This is a genomic window from Buchnera aphidicola (Cinara curvipes) (assembly GCF_900698915.1).
In the GTDB taxonomy this organism is placed as follows: domain Bacteria; phylum Pseudomonadota; class Gammaproteobacteria; order Enterobacterales; family Enterobacteriaceae; genus Buchnera_F; species Buchnera_F aphidicola_AY.
In genome coordinates this window covers 274,987-295,052 of record NZ_LR217710.1, presented here as the reverse complement: position 1 = coordinate 295,052, position 20,066 = coordinate 274,987, and the positions used below count along the sequence as shown (strand labels likewise).

Annotated in this window: 19 protein-coding genes and 1 tRNA gene; 14 read left to right on the top strand and 6 right to left on the bottom strand. The window is 22.0% G+C overall.

Going from position 1 to position 20,066, the window contains the following annotated elements; genetic code table 11:
- Nucleotides 1-74: 74 nt before the first annotated feature.
- A complete protein-coding gene (locus BUCICURV3402_RS01280) occupies nucleotides 75-1,217 on the bottom strand; it encodes a prephenate dehydratase domain-containing protein (protein WP_154029302.1) in 1,143 nt (380 codons plus the stop codon).
- Between the two features lie 147 nt (nucleotides 1,218-1,364).
- On the opposite strand from BUCICURV3402_RS01280, the gene rplM reads away from it, so the two are divergent.
- Complete coding sequence (gene rplM, locus BUCICURV3402_RS01275) at nucleotides 1,365-1,793, top strand: 50S ribosomal protein L13 (protein WP_154029301.1); 429 nt, start codon at nucleotides 1,365-1,367, stop codon at nucleotides 1,791-1,793.
- Between the two features lie 33 nt (nucleotides 1,794-1,826).
- Entirely contained in the window at nucleotides 1,827-2,219 is a 393-nt protein-coding gene (rpsI, locus tag BUCICURV3402_RS01270) for a 30S ribosomal protein S9 (protein WP_154029300.1), read from the top strand.
- Nucleotides 2,220-2,424: 205 nt separating this feature from the next.
- On the opposite strand, the gene cgtA is transcribed toward rpsI, so the two are convergent.
- From cgtA to BUCICURV3402_RS01250, 4 genes are all read right to left on the bottom strand, one after another.
- Nucleotides 2,425-3,435, bottom strand: coding sequence for an Obg family GTPase CgtA (gene cgtA / locus BUCICURV3402_RS01265; RefSeq protein ID WP_154029299.1), 1,011 nt, complete (start codon nucleotides 3,433-3,435; stop codon nucleotides 2,425-2,427).
- Between the two features lie 72 nt (nucleotides 3,436-3,507).
- Nucleotides 3,508-3,768, bottom strand: a complete 261-nt coding sequence (rpmA, locus tag BUCICURV3402_RS01260; protein WP_154029298.1) for a 50S ribosomal protein L27 — start codon at nucleotides 3,766-3,768, stop codon at nucleotides 3,508-3,510.
- A 19-nt stretch (nucleotides 3,769-3,787) separates the two neighbouring features.
- Nucleotides 3,788-4,102: a 50S ribosomal protein L21 gene (gene rplU, locus BUCICURV3402_RS01255; protein WP_154029297.1), complete on the bottom strand. Its 315-nt coding sequence runs from the start codon at nucleotides 4,100-4,102 to the stop codon at nucleotides 3,788-3,790.
- 242 nt (nucleotides 4,103-4,344) lie between these two features.
- Complete coding sequence (locus BUCICURV3402_RS01250) at nucleotides 4,345-4,593, bottom strand: BolA/IbaG family iron-sulfur metabolism protein (protein ID WP_154029296.1); 249 nt, start codon at nucleotides 4,591-4,593, stop codon at nucleotides 4,345-4,347.
- Between the two features lie 337 nt (nucleotides 4,594-4,930).
- Between BUCICURV3402_RS01250 and greA the strand changes: the two genes are divergently transcribed.
- The 12 genes from greA (at nucleotide 4,931) to BUCICURV3402_RS01190 (ending at nucleotide 19,585) form a co-directional block, all read left to right on the top strand.
- Complete coding sequence (greA, locus tag BUCICURV3402_RS01245; protein WP_154029295.1) at nucleotides 4,931-5,410, top strand: transcription elongation factor GreA; 480 nt, start codon at nucleotides 4,931-4,933, stop codon at nucleotides 5,408-5,410.
- A 172-nt stretch (nucleotides 5,411-5,582) separates the two neighbouring features.
- The gene (locus tag BUCICURV3402_RS01240; RefSeq protein WP_154029294.1) at nucleotides 5,583-6,212 is read left to right on the top strand and encodes an SAM-dependent methyltransferase; all 630 of its coding nucleotides are present in this window, start codon (nucleotides 5,583-5,585) and stop codon (nucleotides 6,210-6,212) included.
- A gap of 43 nt (nucleotides 6,213-6,255) precedes the next feature.
- On the top strand, nucleotides 6,256-8,091 hold the full coding sequence (gene ftsH, locus BUCICURV3402_RS01235) for an ATP-dependent zinc metalloprotease FtsH (protein WP_269471968.1): 1,836 nt from the start codon (nucleotides 6,256-6,258) through the stop codon (nucleotides 8,089-8,091).
- A 705-nt stretch (nucleotides 8,092-8,796) separates the two neighbouring features.
- Entirely contained in the window at nucleotides 8,797-9,045 is a 249-nt protein-coding gene (gene secG / locus BUCICURV3402_RS01230) for a preprotein translocase subunit SecG (RefSeq protein WP_172598546.1), read from the top strand.
- 82 nt (nucleotides 9,046-9,127) lie between these two features.
- Nucleotides 9,128-9,217 (top strand) — tRNA-Leu (locus BUCICURV3402_RS01225).
- A 288-nt stretch (nucleotides 9,218-9,505) separates the two neighbouring features.
- Nucleotides 9,506-10,993: a transcription termination factor NusA gene (gene nusA, locus BUCICURV3402_RS01220; protein WP_154029291.1), complete on the top strand. Its 1,488-nt coding sequence runs from the start codon at nucleotides 9,506-9,508 to the stop codon at nucleotides 10,991-10,993.
- Nucleotides 10,994-11,443: 450 nt separating this feature from the next.
- The gene (infB, locus tag BUCICURV3402_RS01215) at nucleotides 11,444-13,567 is read left to right on the top strand and encodes a translation initiation factor IF-2 (RefSeq protein ID WP_232036861.1); all 2,124 of its coding nucleotides are present in this window, start codon (nucleotides 11,444-11,446) and stop codon (nucleotides 13,565-13,567) included.
- A 54-nt stretch (nucleotides 13,568-13,621) separates the two neighbouring features.
- Nucleotides 13,622-13,981: a 30S ribosome-binding factor RbfA gene (gene rbfA / locus BUCICURV3402_RS01210; protein WP_154029289.1), complete on the top strand. Its 360-nt coding sequence runs from the start codon at nucleotides 13,622-13,624 to the stop codon at nucleotides 13,979-13,981.
- A 59-nt stretch (nucleotides 13,982-14,040) separates the two neighbouring features.
- Entirely contained in the window at nucleotides 14,041-14,958 is a 918-nt protein-coding gene (gene truB, locus BUCICURV3402_RS01205) for a tRNA pseudouridine(55) synthase TruB (protein WP_232036847.1), read from the top strand.
- A gap of 64 nt (nucleotides 14,959-15,022) precedes the next feature.
- Nucleotides 15,023-15,292 carry a 30S ribosomal protein S15 gene (gene rpsO / locus BUCICURV3402_RS01200; RefSeq protein WP_154029287.1) on the top strand — a complete coding sequence of 90 codons (270 nt, stop codon included), beginning with the start codon at nucleotides 15,023-15,025 and terminating at the stop codon, nucleotides 15,290-15,292.
- A 206-nt stretch (nucleotides 15,293-15,498) separates the two neighbouring features.
- Nucleotides 15,499-17,589 carry a polyribonucleotide nucleotidyltransferase gene (pnp, locus tag BUCICURV3402_RS01195; RefSeq protein WP_154029286.1) on the top strand — a complete coding sequence of 697 codons (2,091 nt, stop codon included), beginning with the start codon at nucleotides 15,499-15,501 and terminating at the stop codon, nucleotides 17,587-17,589.
- Between the two features lie 277 nt (nucleotides 17,590-17,866).
- Nucleotides 17,867-19,585 (top strand): DEAD/DEAH box helicase, encoded by a 1,719-nt coding sequence (locus tag BUCICURV3402_RS01190; RefSeq protein ID WP_154029285.1) that lies wholly within the window; start codon nucleotides 17,867-17,869, stop codon nucleotides 19,583-19,585.
- Between the two features lie 103 nt (nucleotides 19,586-19,688).
- On the opposite strand, the gene BUCICURV3402_RS01185 is transcribed toward BUCICURV3402_RS01190, so the two are convergent.
- Complete coding sequence (locus BUCICURV3402_RS01185) at nucleotides 19,689-20,066, bottom strand: Rid family detoxifying hydrolase (protein ID WP_154029284.1); 378 nt, start codon at nucleotides 20,064-20,066, stop codon at nucleotides 19,689-19,691.

Genomic DNA, 20,066 nt, shown 5'->3' with positions numbered 1-20,066 from the left:
CCTTATATTAGTAATATAAATTATTATTTATATAATAATAATTTTATTTATATTGAATAAAATTTTTAAATTAATTAATATATTTTTATTATTTTGTTTGAGATAGGATAACAACCTAATATTTTTATATATTTAGTATATTTCTGTATATGATATAATATATCTTTTTTAATATCTAAGTTTAGATTAGCTTCTATTTCTAGAAGATATGTTTTTTCTTTTTTACTTGCTAAAATTATTTTTATAATTAATATATTTTTTTCTTTTAATATTTGTAATATTTTGTTCTTATTGATTTTACTATCATTTAATGTTATTAACATAGTTATTTTAGATGGAGTTATATTAGATATTTTTTTTGATTTTTTTGAAATTAGTATAAATCGAGTTATATTATTTTTTATATTAGATATATTTGTTGCTATTTTTTGTAAATTATAATAAGAGCCTCCTATTGAATTTCCTAATACGGCAGATGTTTTTTTATTTTCTATAGAAATTTGATTCATAGCTGCAGATGTACTATTAAAATAGTATTTTTTCCACTCTGGAAATCTTTTTAAAAAAAGACTACATTGTATAAAAGGTTGTATATGACTATATACACGTTTTATGTTATAGAAAAAACAATTTTTTAAAGTAAATAAATGATGATGAACAGATATATTTATTTCTTTAACTATATTTACTTTTTCTTGTTTTCTTAATATATCATATACTTCAGGAATAATTCCTGATATTCTGTTTTCAATAGGAAATAATGCTAATTGACATCTTTTTTTGTTAAAAGATTCTATCATAGATTGAAAATCAATGTGTTCATCTTCTAGTAAAATATTTTTATTTTTTTTAGCTATAATATTAAAAACAGCAGATGAATATGAACCTATAGGTCCTAAATATGCACAACGAAATTCTTTTTTGGAATTTAATATTTTATTTTTCCATTTTCTTTGAATTAAAATAGAATTTTCTACAATCATTTTAAACATTTTTTTTATGAATGTAGGATTAATTTCATTTTTTTTGCTTAATTTATTTAAGTTTTTAAATAATTCTATTTCTCTATTTTTATCATAAATATTAAATTTATTATATATTTTATTTTTTAAAATATCTACTGATACAGATTCTCTACATTTTAATAGTTTTATTATTTTATTATCAATAAAATTTATTTTATTTCTTAATAAATATAATTTTGTTTTTTTGTTCATTTTTTATTTTCCAATTTAATTATTTTTATATTTTTTATTATATATAAATTTTTATAAATATATTTTATATCTATAAATAAAATTATTTTTTTTAAAAAAAATAAATAAATATATTTTTAATTTTAGTAACTATATAGGTAATGTATTATGAAAAGTTTTTCAGCTAATTCAAATAAAATTATACAATCTTGGTATTATGTTGATGGAACTAATAAAATATTAGGTCGTCTTGCAAGTAAAATATCTATATATTTACGAGGAAAACATAAACCAGAATATACTCCTCACATAGATACTGGTGATTATATCATAGTTATAAATGCATCAAAAATAATTGTTACAGGAAAAAAAGAAATTAATAAAATTTATTATCATCATACAGGATACGTTGGAGGTATAAAAAAATATACTTTACAATATATGTTATTACATCATCCTAAACGTGTAATTGAAAAAGCGATAAAAGGAATGTTACCTAAGGGTTCTTTAGGTAGAACTGTTTTTAAAAAGTTAAAAGTATTTTCATTTAATGAACATAATTTAATTGCTCAAAAACCCATTTTTTTGGATATCTAATTATTTAAGTAATAGGAAAAGGAGGTGTAATTTATGTCAAAATATATAAATTATGGTACAGGTCGTCGTAAAAGTTCTTCAGCTCGTGTTTTTTTATATAAGGGAGAAGGTAAAATTGTTATAAATAAACGTTCTTTAAAAAAATATTTTGGAAGAGAAACTTCATGTATGGTTGTTCAACAACCCTTAGATATAGTTAATATGTTAAATAAATTTAATTTTTATATTACTGTTAAAGGTGGGGGGGTTTCAGGTCAAGCGGGAGCAATCCGTCAGGGAATTACTCGTGCATTGATAAAATATGATAGTACATTAAGAGGTGTTTTAAGAAAAGAAGGATTTGTTACTCGTGATTCAAGACAAGTAGAACGTAAAAAATGTGGTTTTCGTAAATCTAGAAAAAAACCTCAGTTTTCAAAAAGATAATTTTTTTTTTATAAAAAACCCGGTATATTTTAATCCGGGTTTTTAATAAAAAAATTTTATTTTTAAAATAATAATAGAAGTATGTTTTTATTTTACACAAATAAATAAAATTATTTTTTGAATTTAATAAGATATAAAATATTTTCTGTTTTTTATATTTTATTAATTGAAATATAGTATTTTATTTTTTTATTAAAAATACTTTTTAAATATTTGGTTTATATAAATATTCAATTATATCTTTAGATAATTTTTTTATTCCAATTTTTTTTTTAGCTGAAATTAAGTAATATTTTTGATTTTTTTTTATTCTTTTATTTATATAAATTATTAATTTAATGATTTTTTTTTTTTTTAAACTATCAATTTTATTAAAAACTAACCATCTAGGTATATTAAATACTGATTCATTAAAATTTTTTAATTCTTTTAAAATAATTAATCTAATTTTATTAATATTTTTTTTTTTAATTGTTGTTATATCGATAATATGTAATAATAATCGACAACGGGATAAATGTTTTAGAAATTGTATTCCTAAACCTACTCCAGATGATGCTCCCTTTATAATACCAGGTATATCAGCAATAATAAAAGTTTTTTTTTTTATTTTTACTGTTCCTAATATAGGATTTAATGTAGTAAAAGGATAATTATTTATTTTTGTTTTGGCATTAGAAAGAGCTTGAGTTAAAGTAGACTTTCCTGAATTTGGTAAACCTAATGTTCCAACGTCAGCAATTAATATCAATTCTAATTTTATAATTTTACTCTCACCTAGAGTACCGTTTGTTTTTTTTCTAGGTGTTCTATTTGTAGATGATTTAAATCTAGAATTTCCTAATCCGTGCCAACCACCTTTAGCTATAAGTATTTTTTGATTTTTGTATATTATATCAGATATTATTGATTTATTTTCAGTATTTAGTACTCTTGTTCCTAGTGGTACACGAATAAATATATCTTTTCCTTTTTTTCCTGATCTATTGGAACTAAACCCATTTTTTCCGTTTTCAGCATAAAATATTTTTTTAATTCTATAGTCAGTTAATGAATTCATATTTAAATCAGAAATTATCCAAATATTACCACCATCACCCCCATCACCACCATCAGGCCCTCCTTTTGGTATAAATTTTTCTCTTCTAAAACTAATACATCCATTCCCTCCATTTCCAGCAGATACATGAATTATAACTGAATCAACAAATTTCATGTTGTATCTCTCTTATTGAAAATATTTTTATAAAATTAAATATTTTTTATTTATTTATATAATTTAATATTTTTATGGCATACAAATAACACTGACATATGTTTTTTTTAACAAGCCTCTTTTTTCAAATTTTACTTTTCCTTTAGCAATAGAAAATAAAGTATGATCTTTACCACATTTAACATTATTACCCGGATGAAATTTTGTTCCTCTTTGTCGAACTAAAATATTTCCGGAATAAACATATTCCCCTCCATATTTTTTAACACCTAATCTTTTTGAGTGTGAATCTCTTCCATTACGAGAAGAACCGCCTGCTTTTTTTTGTGCCATTTTTTTTCCTTAATTTCTTTTATAAATATATTATTTTTTTTATTTTAATATCTGTATAATATTGTCTATGTCCTTGATTTTTTTTATAATGTTTTCTACGTTTAAATTTTATAATTTTTATTTTTTTATCTCTTCCGTGTTTATATATAGAACCTTCTATATAAATATTTTTTAATACTGGCTTTCCAATTAATACTTTTTCTTGATCGGATAATAGTATTATTTTTTTAAAAAGTATTTTTTCTCCTATTTTTATATTTAATTTGTCTAATCTAATAATTTGTCCGCATTTTGCTTTATATTGTTTATTACGATCTAAAAATATAACATACATAATTTTTTCTCTATATATTAATCAGTTAAAGATAAAAATTTTTAATATAATACTCATTTTTTTTAATAATATTTTTTTATAAATTAAATTTTTGATTTTACTTAAAAATAAAATATTTTGAAAAAAAATAAAATTATTATATTAAATAGTATATCATATGTTTTTTTTATAATTATGATATATTTATATAATTAGTTTTTAAATATTTTTAAAAATATATTTTATATAATTATTTATTTTTATTATTCAATAAAATTTTTTTTATTCCATTCAGATATAGTATATGTATTTATAGTAACTGCATGAATTTTTTTTTTTAAAAAATAAGGCATTAATATTTTATATATATTTTTTTGTTTTTCTAAAGAATTCATACCTATAAAAAAATCTCCTATAGCTGTGATAATAATATTATTGTATTGTTTATTTATTATTACTTTTTTTAATTTTAATTTTTCCTTAATTAAAATACTAATTTTACTAGATTTCATATTAATTTCTCTAAATCTGGTATATTAATTAATTATTAAAATTGATTAATATAAATATTTTTATTTTATATGATATATAAAAAATATTTTTATATATAAATATATATATTTAATAATTTTATATTATTTTTAGTAATTCTAATATTTTTGATAATTTTATTAATTATATATTTTTAATATATGTATATATTATTATATACTTATAATATATTTTAACATAATATTAAAATATTCAATATTATTTATATAATATTATTTTTTTTATAGAGATATAAAATTAATAATTTTAATAAATCAAATTTTATTTTTTATATTTTAACGTAAAGGAGTTAAGAGCTTGTTTAATAAAGTTCCAATGACATTACGGGGTTTTAATAAATTAAAATCTGAATTAAAAAAATTAAAATATACCACAAGACCTTGTATTGTAAAGTCAATTGCAGATGCTCGGCAGTTAGGTGATTTAAAGGAAAATGCAGAATATCATTCGGCAAGGGAAGAGCAAAGTTTTTGTGAAAATAGAATATGCGAAATTGAAAACAAATTGCTTTGTGCTCAAATTATTGACATAACTAAAATACCTTATAAAGGTATTGTTATTTTTGGATGTACTGTAACAGTATTACAAATATATACAAATAATATCTTTGTATATACTATTGTAGGTGATGATGAAGCGAATTATAAAGAATATTCAATTTCTATTTATTCACCTATGTCTAGAGCTTTAATTGGAAGAAAAAAAAATGATATTATTTTAGTAAAAACCCCTTCTGGATCAGTAGAATATTTAATTAAAAAAATTGAATATATTTAAAATAAAAATATATTAATTATATATATTAATTTTTAATTAAATAGTTTTTTAGAATGTATTAATTGTTTTATACATAAAAATCTAAGTAGTTTAAAAAAAATAAATATTTCTATGTATAATATATTTTTATTAAATTTCCGTGTCTTTTATATTTTATTGGTATTAATATATTATGATTTTTAGAAAAAATTCAAGAAGTTCTAAAAATTGGTTTAAGAAACATTGTAGTGATCCTTATGTTAAAGAAAGAAATAGAAGAAGTTTAAGGTCTAGATCATGGTTTAAATTAAAAGAAATTAATGAATCTGAAAAAATTTTTAAAAAAGGCATGAATATCATAGATTTAGGATCAAATCCAGGAGGTTGGTCAGAATACGCTAGTCAGGAAATTGGTTGTTCAGGAGTTATTTTTGCATATGATATTTTACCAATGCGTCCTTTAAAAAATGTTACTTTTTTTAATGTAGATGTCTCAAATACAGATGTACAAAAAAAAATGTTGTTTTTTTTGAAAAAGCATTCCTGGAATGTTGTCATGTCTGATATGTCTCCTAATATTAGTGGTTGTTCTATTGTTGATAATGTTAATACATTTAAATTAAGTAATATTGCAGTAAGAATTGCTGTACATGTATTATCAAATACAGGATATCTAATAATAAAGTTATTTCAAGGTTATGGTTTTAATAAATATATACAAAAAATTTTTAGTAAATTTATAATAGTAAAAGTTTATAAACCACGTTCTTCACGTTTTAATTCTCGTGAAGTTTTTATTATAGCTCGTGGACTTAAAATATAATTTTTTATTTTATTTTAATATGAACATAAAGTGGGGTTATCTTTTGACTAATACAGTTAAAAATTTCATTATATGGTCTTTAATTTTAATTATAGGAATGTCTTTATTTCAAAAAATAAATAATTATTATTTAAATAATTATGAAGTTAATTATTCTACTTTTTTAGTAGAAGTTAATAGAAATAAAATTCGTGAAGTTCGAATTAATGGAAATAAAATTTCAGTTATTAGAAAAGATATGTCACAGTATATTACGTATATTCCTATTCATGATTTTAGACTACTAGATGTATTATTAAGACATAAGATTAATATTATAGGAGATTATCCTAACAAAGGTCGAAGTATTTTTTTATCTATTTTTATTTCCTGGTTTCCTTCTTTTTTTTTAGTAGGTATATTGATTTTTTTTATAAATTATATACAGGTTAATGGAAGTAAAGGAATATTTTTGTTTGGAAAAAGTAAAGCTAAAATGTTATTGAAAAATAAAGTTAAAACTACTTTTTCAGATATTGCTGGATGCGAAGAAGCAAAAGAAGATGTATCTGAATTAGTTGAGTATTTGAAAGAACCAAAGAGATTTAAAAGACTCGGTGGAAAGATTCCTAGAGGGATATTAATGTCAGGTCCTCCCGGAACCGGAAAGACATTATTAGCTAAAGCAATCGCTGGTGAAGCTAATGTTCCCTTTTTTGCAATATCAGGTTCTGATTTTGTAGAAATGTTTGTTGGTGTTGGCGCTTCTAGAGTTAGAAATATGTTTGAAAATGCAAGAAAATGTGCACCTTGTATAATTTTTATTGATGAAATTGATGCTGTTGGAAGAAGTAGAAGTGTACATGCAAATAATAGTCATAGTGAAAGAGACCAAACATTGAATCAAATATTAGTAGAAATGGATGGTTTTGGAGGTAATAAAGGAATTATATTAATTGCAGCTACTAATCGCCCAGATGTTCTCGATCCTGCTCTCTTAAGACCTGGTAGGTTTGATCGACAAGTTACAGTTTCTTTACCAGACATTAAGGGAAGAGAAGAAATATTGAAAATTCATATACGAAGAATTCTTGTTTCTAATGATGTAATTCCAATTATTATAGCTCGAAGTACTCCTGGTTTTTCAGGAGCAGATCTAGCTAATTTAGTTAATGAAGCAGCATTATTAGCTGCTAGATTTAATAAAGCTGTAGTTAGCATGCTAGATTTTGAAAAATCTAGAGATAAGATTATAATGGGTTCTGAGAAAAAATCTATTATAATAACAGAATTTCAACGAGAATCTACCGCATATCATGAATCAGGTCATGTAATCATTGGTAGATTAGCTCCTAATCATGATCCTGTACATAAGGTTACAATTATTCCTAGAGGAGATGCTTTAGGCTTAACATTATTTTTACCCTCATCTGATACACGCATTTTAAGTCGTCAAAAATTAGAAAGTAAAATATCTACTTTATATGGTGGACGTTTAGCTGAAGAAATTATTTATGGTTTTAATAAAGTTTCAACTGGTTCTTATGGTGATATTAAGTTAGCTACTAGTTTAGCAAGAAATATGGTTACACGATGGGGTTTTTCAGAAAAATTAGGACCTTTATCATACGTAGAAGAAGAAAAAGAAGTATTTTTGGGTCAGACTATAGAAAAAAATAAATATATTTCGGATAAAACAGCTCAAATAATTGATGAGGAAATAAAATTACTAATTAAAATTAATTATAAAAGAGCAAAGAAAATTTTAGATGAAAATATAGATATTTTACATGCTATGAAAGACGCTTTAATGAAATATGAAACATTAGATTCTTTACAAATTGATGATTTAATGTCTAGAAAACCAGTTCGTGTACCAGACGGATGGCATTTACGTTAAAAATTATTTTCATAGAAAGAAAATTTTTTTATTTTTTTTAAAAATTAATCGATTTTATATAGTAATAATTATTTTTCTTGTAAAAATATAAATATTATTATTTATAATTATTTTTAAAAATAATTTATATAAAATTTATAATTATTAAAAATATTATTATCATTAATTTAATGATATCTATTTTTATAATAGATATCATTAATAAATTAATCGTTTATAAAATATATATATTTTTTATTTTAAAAAAATAATTTTATATATATTCTTGGATAAATCATTTAATATTTATTAAAAAATAAAGTTTATATATTTTATTAAATATTTATATTTTAAATAGATATTTATTTATATAAATATTTTTATAAAAAATTATTTAATTTTTTGTAAAATTTAACTTTATTTTTTTATAGAAAAATATATACATAATAATTTTTTTTCTTTTTGTAAAATTATTAATTATAATAAACTCATATTAAAAAAATAAAATTTTTATATAAGTAAATTAAATATATATTATTATAATTAGATTTAAAATTTATTTTAATATTTTAAAAGTATATAAAAATTATTTATATACTATTTTAATTAGTATATACTATTTTTTAATATATAAAATTTTTATAGATTTAAATTAATGATAATTAATTATATAAATATTTTATATAAATTATATTTTAAGTATTAAAATAATATATGGTGTTTTATATGCATTTGTTTTTATTGATAATTTTTGTTTTTATTTCCTTTATATTAATTTCTCTTATTATATTTCAATTTAGTTCTGGAAGTAATTTATCTTCTAATGTCAGTGATTATTCCTCTCAGTTATTTACTGAACATTCGAAAGGTTATGTAATGACATATACAATAATAGTATTATTAATTTTATTTTTTGTAATAAGTTTAATTTTATGTAAATTTAATTATTGGACTCAATATAGTTTAAATATATAATTATTCATATGAATTATTTTATTTTTATAATTATACTTATTTATTAAAATATTTATACTATAATAATAATATAAAGATCTTAACCGAAGTGGTGAAATTGGTAGACACGCTATCTTGAGGGGGTAGTACTTAATTTTAAATAAGTGTACGGGTTCAATTCCCGTCTTCGGTATAAATTATGTTTCTTTTTTCTTTCTTTTTTTAATTTTTTATATTAAATATATTTTTATTAAAATGGAAATTTAATATTTCAACCCCGAAATTTTCGGGGTTTTTTATTACAACTATTTAATAAATAAAAATTTTTCATTAGAAAATATCTATTATAAAAAATTTAGCATATTTAAAAAATAATTTTATATATAAAATATCATTTTTTTTATTTTGATTAACAAAATTTCTTTTTCTTTGAATTATTTATTTAGTTGAATATATCCATTTAAATTTAAGGATAATTGATATGAACAAAGAAATATTATCTGTAGTAGATGTTGTTTCTCATGAAAAGTCTATTCCTAGAGAGAAAATTTTTGAAGCTTTAGAAAGCGCTTTATCAATTGCTACGAAAAAAAAATATAATCAAGATATAAATGTTAGAGTGTGCATAAATCGTAATGATGGTAGTTTTAATACATATCGAAGATGGTTAGTAGTAAATACTGTATTTAATCCAACAAAAGAAATTACATTAGAAGCAGCTCGATTTGAAAATAATACTATAAAATTAAATGATTATATAGAAGATTGTATTAATTCTGTAACTTTTGATCGTATTGCAACTCAAATAGCTAAACAGGTTATTATACAAAAAGTAAAAGAAGCGGAAAGAGAAATTATTATTAGTCAGTTTTATAAAAAAAAAGGTCGGATTATTATAGGAATCGTTAAAAAAATTAATCGAGATTACATTATTTTGGATATTGGTAATAATATTGAAGGTATAATTATGCGTGAAGATATGCTACCAAGAGAAAATTTTAGAATTAATGATAGAGTACGAGGTGTGTTATACAATATTTCTTGTGAATCTAGAGGTATACAACTATTTATTAGTAGATCAAGATTAGATATGTTAATTGAATTATTTCGCATTGAAGTTCCTGAAATAGGAGAAAAATTAATAGAAATAAAAGCTATTGCTAGAGATCCTGGTTCAAGATCAAAAATAGCTGTTATGACATATGATAGTAGAATTGATCCCGTGGGTGCTTGTGTTGGAATTCGTGGAGCTAGAGTTCAAGCAGTTTCTAGTGAATTAGGAGGAGAAAGAATTGATATAATTTTATGGGATCATAACCCAGAAAAATTTGTTATTAATTCTATGGCTCCTGCTGATGTATCGTCAATTATTTTAGATGATTATAATCATACTATTAATGTATCTGTTGAAGAATATAATTTAGCTCAAGCAATCGGAAGAAATGGACAAAATGTTCGTTTAGCATCTCAGTTAACTGGATGGGAATTAAACATTATGACTTCAGATACTTTAATAAAAGATAACAAATTAGAAAAAAAAGATTTTTTTTATATTTTTAAAAATCAACTTCAACTTACTAAAAATGATATCTCACTATTATTTCATTCAGGATTTTCTTCTATACAATCAATTGCTGATGCATCTATACGTCAATTATTATCAATCAAAGGAATTAAAAATAATATTATTCTCAAAATAAAAAGAAAAGCAACACTAATTTTAAAAAATGATCAAGAAAAATTAGTAAAAATGTTTTATAAGAATTATTCAAATTCAGAACTATCTTGTTTAAAAAACATCAATGAAATTGTAATTCAAAAATTAATAGAAAAAAAAATATATACTTTAGAACATTTAGCTGAAAAAAGTATTGATGATTTAAATGATATTTCTATATTAACAACTATACAAGCAGGTCAATTAATAATGGAAGCACGAAATATTTGTTGGTTTAATGAAAATAAATAAAATAAAATATAATAGTATTTATAATAACAAATTTTTTAAAAAAATAAAATTATTTTTAAAAAATTTAGTAATATTTTTTAAATAAAAATATATAAAACTTTTAATAAAATAATTTTTTTTATTAAGAATCATAAAATATAGATTATATCAAATAATTTTTTAAAAAAATAGTAATTTAAATATATTTAAATAAATATGTTTTTTATATATATTAAATAATTGAATAAAAAATAGTATTTATTAAATATATTTTTTGATATATTATTTTAATAAAATTTTTAATAATATTAATCTTTAATTGAATTTACACTTAAAATAAAAGAGATAATTTTACCAGTGAAATTGAAAAAAATAAGACATAAAAATAATAATCAGTTATTAAATAAAGATAAGAAAAAAAAATTATCAAATAATAAAAAAAAACCAACAAATTTAGTACATTCTAAATTTATTAAATCAGATATTTCTTTTCAAAATAGAAATAAGAAAAATATTAGCACTGAATTTAAAAAAAAAATAAAGAAGAAAACATCTAGTTTTAATTCATTAAATAAAAAAAATATTTTAAAAAATAAACAATTAGATTCTGATATTGTAATACATAAAAATAAAAAAAATATACGAAATAATCAAGATTCTAAAAAAATAAAAAAAAGTTATATTAATAATAAATCGATTAAATTGTCTGGTAATAATAAAAATAATAAAAAAAGTGTTTCTTTTTCTTCAAAAATATCTGATAAACGTTTTTTAAATTATAAAAAAAAAAATAAAGCACATATAATAAAAAATTCTATATTACACCAAAAGTTTAATAAACCTTCCAAAAATTTTAATAAGCCAGTTATCATTATTAATGATATTTCTGTATTAGAATTATCTAATAAAATGTCAGTTAAAAGTTTTGAAGTTATTAAAAAGTTATTAAGCTTAGGTTTTTCAGCTACGATTAATCAAGTATTAGATAAAGATACAGCTCAATTAGTAGCAGAGGAAATGGGTTATAAAGTTCTTATTCATTATGATAATGAATTAGAAATATCTTTAATGAAAAATCGTAATTTAGATAATTTAATAAAAAAAATAAGACCTCCTATCGTTACTATAATGGGACATGTAGATCATGGAAAAACATCTTTATTAGATTATATTCGATCTACTAAAGTAGTTTCAAAAGAATTAGGTGGTATTACTCAGCATATTGGTGCTTATCATGTAAATACACCTCATGGAATTATTACTTTTTTAGATACTCCAGGTCATTCTGCTTTTACTGCTATGAGAGCGCGAGGAACTAAAATTACTGATATAGTTGTGTTAGTAGTTGCTGCAGATGATGGTGTAATGCCTCAAACTATAGAAGCAATTCAACATGCAAAAAATGCGAATGTTCCAATTATAGTAGCTATTAATAAAATTGATAAAACTAACGCTTATTTAGAAAAAATTAAAAAAGATTTAGTTAAATATTCTATTATTTCTGAGGAATTTGGTGGAGAAAATATATTTGTATTAGTTTCAGCAAAAACAGGTTTTGGAGTTGATGAATTGTTATCTGTAATTTTACTTCAGTCTGAAATGTTAGAATTAAAATCAGTATATAATGGAGCAGCTTCAGGTGTAGTAATTGAATCTTTTTTAGATATAAAATGTGGACCTATAGCTACAGTATTAATAAAAGAAGGAACTTTACATTTAAATGATATTATCATTTGTGGAACAGAATATGGAAAAATAAAATTACTTAGAGATGAATCTCATCAAAAAATTTCATCAGCTAGCCCTTCTATACCAGTAGAAATATTAGGTTTATCCGGAGTTCCAAATATAGGAGATATATTAACAGTTGTTCATAATGAAAAAAAAGCTAAGGCAGTTTCTATTTATAGAAAAACAAAAATTAAAGAAAAAAAATTTTTTAATCAAAAAAAGACTGATATAGATAATTTGTTTACTAAAATTAATACAAAAAAAATATCAGATTTAAATATTATTTTAAAAGCAGATGTTCAAGGTTCTTTAGAAGCAATATTAGATTCATTAAGATTATTATCTGATAAAATTATTAAAATTAATATTATAATGTCTGGTGTAGGAGCTATTACAGAAACTGATGTAAATTTAAGTATTACTACTTCAGCTATACTAATAGGTTTTAATATAAGAGCTAATGTTTCTGCGAAAAAAATTATAGAATTAGAACATTTAGATATTCGATATTATTCTATAATATATGATTTAATTGATGATATTAAAAAAATTATGTCTGGTTTGTTAATTCCGACACATAAACAAAAAATTATTGGTTTAGCAGAAGTAAGAAATATATTTAAATCTCCTAAATTTGGATTAGTTTCCGGGTGTATGGTTATAGAAGGTATTATTAAAAAAACTAACCCAATAAGAGTATTAAGAGACAATATTGTTATCTATGAAGGAGAATTAGAATCATTACGTCGTTTTAAAGAGGATGTTATAGAAGTTCGCAGTGGAACTGAATGTGGTATTGGAGTAAAAAATTATAATGATATTCATGTCGGTGACATTATTGAGGTTTTTCAAGTAATTAAATAAATAAATTAATAATGTTATACATAAAAAATATTGTCATTATTAATAGGAAATAATATGTTAAAAAACTTTAGTCGATCTATGCGATTAGAACGTAGTTTACATAAAGAAATTGCTACAATTATTCAATTTCGTTTAAAAGATCCAAGAATTAATTCATTAATAACAATTTCAGAAGTAAAGTTATCATCAGATTTAAGTTATGCTAAGATATTTATTACTTTTTTACAGTATAAAAATAAAAAATATATTGAATTAATATTAAGTATATTGCAGAAAGCAGAGGGATTTATTAGGTCACTCCTTAATAAGAATATATATTTACGTATTGTTCCGAAATTATGCTTTATTCATGATGTTTCTTTCATTAATGGGATTTTTATTTCAAAATTAATTAGTAATCGTATATTGAACTAATTAATAATTTAGTATTCAAGTAATATAAATATGAGTTTAAAATGGATTATATAAACAGTATGAACAATACTGGAGTATTGTTGCTAGATAAACCAAAAGGAGTTTCTTCTAATTGTATATTACAACAAATAAAAAGAATTTTTTTTGCTAAAAAAGCAGGTTATTCAGGTTCATTAGATCCTCTAGCTACTGGTATGTTACCTATTTTATTTGGTAAGGCAACAAAATTTTCAAAATATTTAACTGATTCAGTAAAAAAATATCATGTAATAGCAAAATTAGGGGAAATTACTACTACTGGAGATTTATCTGGAGAAGTATTAAAGACTCAATCAGTATGTATTAATATTAATGATATAACTGAAATTCTAAAAAATTTTATTGGAGAAATTCAACAAATTCCACCTATGTTTTCAGCTATTAAATATAATGGAATACCATTATATAAATATGCTCGGATAGGTATTACAATTCCTCGTCATAAAAGAAAATTAATGATTTATCAATTAAATTTTATTAAATTTATTAATTGTTTTTTAGAATTTACAGTTGTATGTTCTAAGGGAACATATATTCGTAGTTTAGTATATGATATCGGAAGAAAATTAAATTGTGGGGCACATGTAATTTTTTTACGTCGTTTAAGAGTAGGTCCTTATCATTCATCACAATTAATTAAATTATCTGATTTATTTTTTATTAATAAAAGATATATACAAAAAAAATACAAATTATGTATTTTTAATATATTACGTACGTTTTTATTACCTATTAGTTCAGTTTTTTTAAAATATCCTCAAGTAAAACTATTTGAAAAAGATGCTAAAGATTTTCAGAAAAATAAATGTATTTTATTAATTTTACCTTTTAATACTGGTTTAGTTCGGGTTTTTAACAAACTAAATAATGTATTTTTAGGAATTGGGCAAGTAAATACATCAGGATTATTAAAGCCAGAATGTATTTTATGTAATTAATTATAATTTTTATAAAAAACTATAATATTATTATATTTAATAAAAAAGTATATGAGGTGTATATATGTCAAAAAATAAATTAGAAACAAAAGATTTAATTATAAAATATGGAAAATTATATAGTAATAGTGGAAATTCTTCAGTTCAAGTTGCATTATTAACTAGAAAAATAAATCATTTACAAAAACATTTTTCTATTAATAAAGATGATCATTGTGGTCGTAAAGGATTATTAAACATGGTTGCTCATCGTAGAAAATTATTAGATTATATAAAATCTAAAAAACATAAACATTATCTATATTTAATTAAAGATTTAGGTTTACGTCATTAAAATATTAAATAATTGTTATTATATAACATTAAAATATAATAGTAAATAGAGTATAATTCTATATATAGAAGGGGGCTTTAATAGCTCTTTTCTTTATATTTTTATATTTATTAGAGATAAAAATATTTTTTTGAATTATTAATATGATAAATTATTTTTAATAAAATATAAATATTTTTTTAAATCATTTTTTAAGGATGTTAATTTTGTTAAAACCAATCACACATAAATTTAAATATGGTAATCATTCTATTATTTTAGAAACTGGAGTGATAGCTCGACAAGCTACCGCTGCAGTTTTAGCTAGTATGGATGATACAACTGTTTTAGTCACTATAGTTAGTGATACTTCGGTGTCAACAGGACAAAAATTTTTTCCTTTAATTGTAAACTATCAAGAGCGTACTTATGCTGCCGGTAGAATTCCTGGAGGTTTTTTTCGTCGCGAAGGTAGACCTAGTGAAAACGAGATTTTAATTTCTAGATTAATTGATAGACCTATACGTCCTTTATTTCCTAAGGATTTTTTAAATGAAGTACAAATTATTGTAACAGTCATTTCAGTAAATCCTCAAATAAATCCGGATATAATTTCTATTATAGGTTCTTCTGCGGTTTTATGTTTATCGGGTTTACCTTTTATAGGTCCTATAGGTGCAGCACGTGTTGGATTAATAAATAATAAATATATATTAAATCCTTCTACAGAGGAAATTAAAAAGAGTTTTTTAGATTTAGTAATTTCAGGCACTAAAGATACTATTTTTATGGTAGAAGCTGAAGCTAATATATTGTCTGAAGAGGAGATTTTAAATGCTATTTTATTTGGACACGAAAATCAAAAATCATTAATTGATAATATTTATTTATTTTCTAAAAAAGCAAATAAAATTCCAAATACTAATTCTATTTTATCTAAACCAGATAAAACATTATATAATTTAATTTCTAAAAAAATTAAGAAAGATATTAATCAAGCGTATCATATTTTTACAAAAAAAGAGAGATTAAAAAAATTAAGTGATATTAGACAAAAATTGATTATAGATTTATTAAATAATGATAATACGTTAATAACAGCTAAAATTGAAGAAAATATATGTTTATTAGAACGTAATATTGTACGAAAACGTATTTTAAGAGGAAAATTAAGAATTGATGGTAGAGAAAATGATATAATTAGACATATTGATGTAAGAACAGGTGTACTTCCTAGAGTTCATGGATCTGCTTTATTTACTAGAGGTGAGACACAGGCTTTAGTATCTGCTACTTTAGGAACATCTAGAGATGCACAAAATTTAGATGATCTTTTAGGAGACAGAACTGATAATTTTTTATTTCATTATAATTTTCCTCCATATTCTGTAGGTGAAATTGGAATTGTTGGATCACCTAAAAGGAGAGAAATAGGTCATGGAAAATTAGCTAAACGTAGTTTTTTAGCTGTAATGCCTAATATTGAAGAATTTCCTTATACAATTCGTTTAGTTTCTGAAATTACAGAATCAAATGGTTCTTCTTCAATGGCTTCTGTATGTGGTGCATCTTTAGCTTTAATGGATGCTGGAGTTCCTATTAAATCAGCAATTGCTGGAATTGCTATGGGTTTAATAAAAGAAAATAATTCTTATGTGATTTTATCAGATATTTTAGGAGATGAAGATTATTTAGGTGACATGGATTTTAAAGTTTCAGGTAGTAGAGTAGGTATTACTGCTTTACAAATGGATATAAAAATTTCTGGTATTACAATTAGTATTATCAAAGACTCTTTGTATAAAGCAAGATTAGCAAGATTAAAAATTTTAGATATTATGGAAACAACTTTACAAATCCCTAGAAGTGATATTTCAAAATTTGCTCCTAGAATTTATACAATAAAAATTAATCCTGAGAAAATCAAAGATGTAATTGGTAAAGGTGGTTCTATAATTAGAATGTTAACAGAAGAAACTGGAACTGTTATTGAAATTAAAGATGATGGAGTAGTAAAAATATCAGCAACTATTGGAAAAAAAGCTAAAAGTGCTATTCGTAGAATTAAGGAAATTACTGAAGATATTAAAATTGGAAAAGTTTATTTAGGAAAAGTAACTCGTATTCTTGATTTTGGTGCTTTTGTATCTATTGGTTTAGGTAAGGAAGGTTTAATACATATTTCTCAAATTTCAAATAAAAGAGTAGATAAAGTAGTTAATTATTTAAAAATTGATCAAATTATTTCTGTAAAAGTATTAGAAGTAGATCGACAAGGTCGTATTAGATTAAGTATGAAAAATATTAATGAAAAATAAAATAATTTATAATATATACACAATTGATATTTTATATAGTGTATACTATCTTATTATATATTTTTATTGTACAATAAATATTATATTAATTCATTCAAAAATATTAAATATTTTAATTTGTAATTTTTTTGTTAAAATTATTTATTATTTTTTTTAAAAAAACTATATATATTCAATTTAGCCGGTTCATACTCTTTAATGAAAATAGATAGAAATTCTCATAATGAGTTATGTAGTATACTGGCCATTTTTGTAACATAAGAGGCTTATACTCTACATGACTCAAATTCATCATTCTTTTTCCGTTTTTGGACTTAATTCTTTTTTATTAAAATCTCTTGAATCTTTAGGATATATTAAACCATCTCCTATTCAATCTATTTGTATTCCTTATTTATTATCAGGAAAAGATGTATTAGGAATGGCACAAACTGGTAGCGGAAAAACAGCCGCATTTGCATTACCATTATTAAATAATATAAAAATTTCTTTAAGGTCTCCTCAAATTTTAATTTTAGTTCCTACTCGAGAATTAGCAATTCAAGTAGCTAAAGCTTTTTCTGATTTTTCTAAATATGTTATTGGAATACAAGTACTAGCTTTATATGGTGGTCAGAGATATGAAATTCAATTACAAGCTTTAAGAAAAGGACCTCAAATTATTGTTGGAACGCCAGGTCGATTATTAGATCATTTAAAAAGAGGAACATTAAATTTAACTAATTTAAGTAGCCTAGTTTTAGATGAAGCAGATGAAATGTTACGTATGGGTTTTATAGAAGATGTAGAAACTATTATGTCAAAAATTCCCAAGAAACATCAAACTGCTTTATTTTCAGCAACAATGCCTAATATTATTCGTAGGATATCTAGACGATTTATGGACTCTCCAAAGGAAGTTAAAATACAGTCTACTGGAATTACTCGTCCTGATATACAACAAAGTTATTGGATAGTACGTGGTAAAAAAACTGATGCTTTAATTCGGTTTTTAGAAGTAGAAGATTTTTCTGCTACCATTATTTTTGTTCGTACAAAAAATGCTACAGTAGAAGTATCTGAAGCTTTAGAAAAAAATGGATATAATAGTGCTGCATTAAATGGTGATATGAATCAATTATTAAGAGAGCAAACATTAGAACGTTTAAAAACAGGAAAATTAGATATATTAATTGCTACTGATGTTGCAGCTCGAGGATTAGATGTTGATAGAATTAGTTTTGTTATTAATTATGATATTCCTATGGATGCCGAATCATATGTTCATCGTATTGGTCGAACTGGTAGAGCGGGTAGAACAGGTCGAGCATTATTATTTGTAGAATATCGTGAACGAAGATTACTTTATAATATTGAAAGAATAATAAAACATTCTATTCCAGAAGTGGAATTACCTAAACCTGAATTACTAGTAAAACATAGATTAAAAATTATTTCAGAAAAAATACAAAATCAATTAAATAGTAATGATTTAGATTTATATAGAAAATTATTATTACAGTTAAATTTAAAAGAAGGTTGGGATTTTGAAAAATTATCAGCTGCTTTATTAAAATTAGCTCAAGGTGATCGTCCATTAATTATTCCGCCTGAAAAAAATTATTCTTTTTTATCTTTTAGAAAAAATAATCTTTTGTCACCATATAATAAGGGGAGATTTGGTTATAATAAAAAATTTACAAATAACCGATTTATTAAAAATAATAAAAAATTAGAAGATATGATTCTTTATCGTATAGAAGTAGGTCGTAATGATAAAATAGAAGTTCGTCATATAGTAGGAGCTATTGCTAATGAAGGGGATATTAACAGTCGTTTAATTGGTAATATTAGATTGTTTTCAAATTATTCTACTATCGAATTACCTAAACAATATTCTAAACGTTTATTAGTACGTTTATTGAATACTCGTATTTTAAATAAACCAATTAAAATTAAACCTGTACTTTTTTCTAATGTATATTCAAAAAAAAAAAGATATAATATTAAGAAATAATATTTATTATATAAAATAATAAAATTTAATATAGATGATTGTAATATAAAATATACAATATTTTTTATTATTAAATTTTATGCCACTTAGTGGCATAAATATATTATGTTGATGCTATCGCTTCAATTTCTACACTTACCTTTTTAGGTAATTCTGATACACCTATACATGATCGAGCAGGATATTTATCTGTGTATTTATCAAAAAATTTTTTATAGGATAAATTAATTTCTTTTAATTTATCCATTTTTGTTGTAAATATAGTTGTTTTAACAATATTTCTTATTTTCAATTTATAATCTTTTAATAAAAAATAAATATTCATTAATATTAAATCTATTTGTTCGTGTATTTTTTTCGGTATTATTCCTGTGTTTTTATCTACTGGAATTTGTCCAGAAATAAAAAATAAATTATTTATTTGAAAAATAGGTGAATATGGTCCAAATATTTTATTTGATATATTTTTTTCTTTTAACAT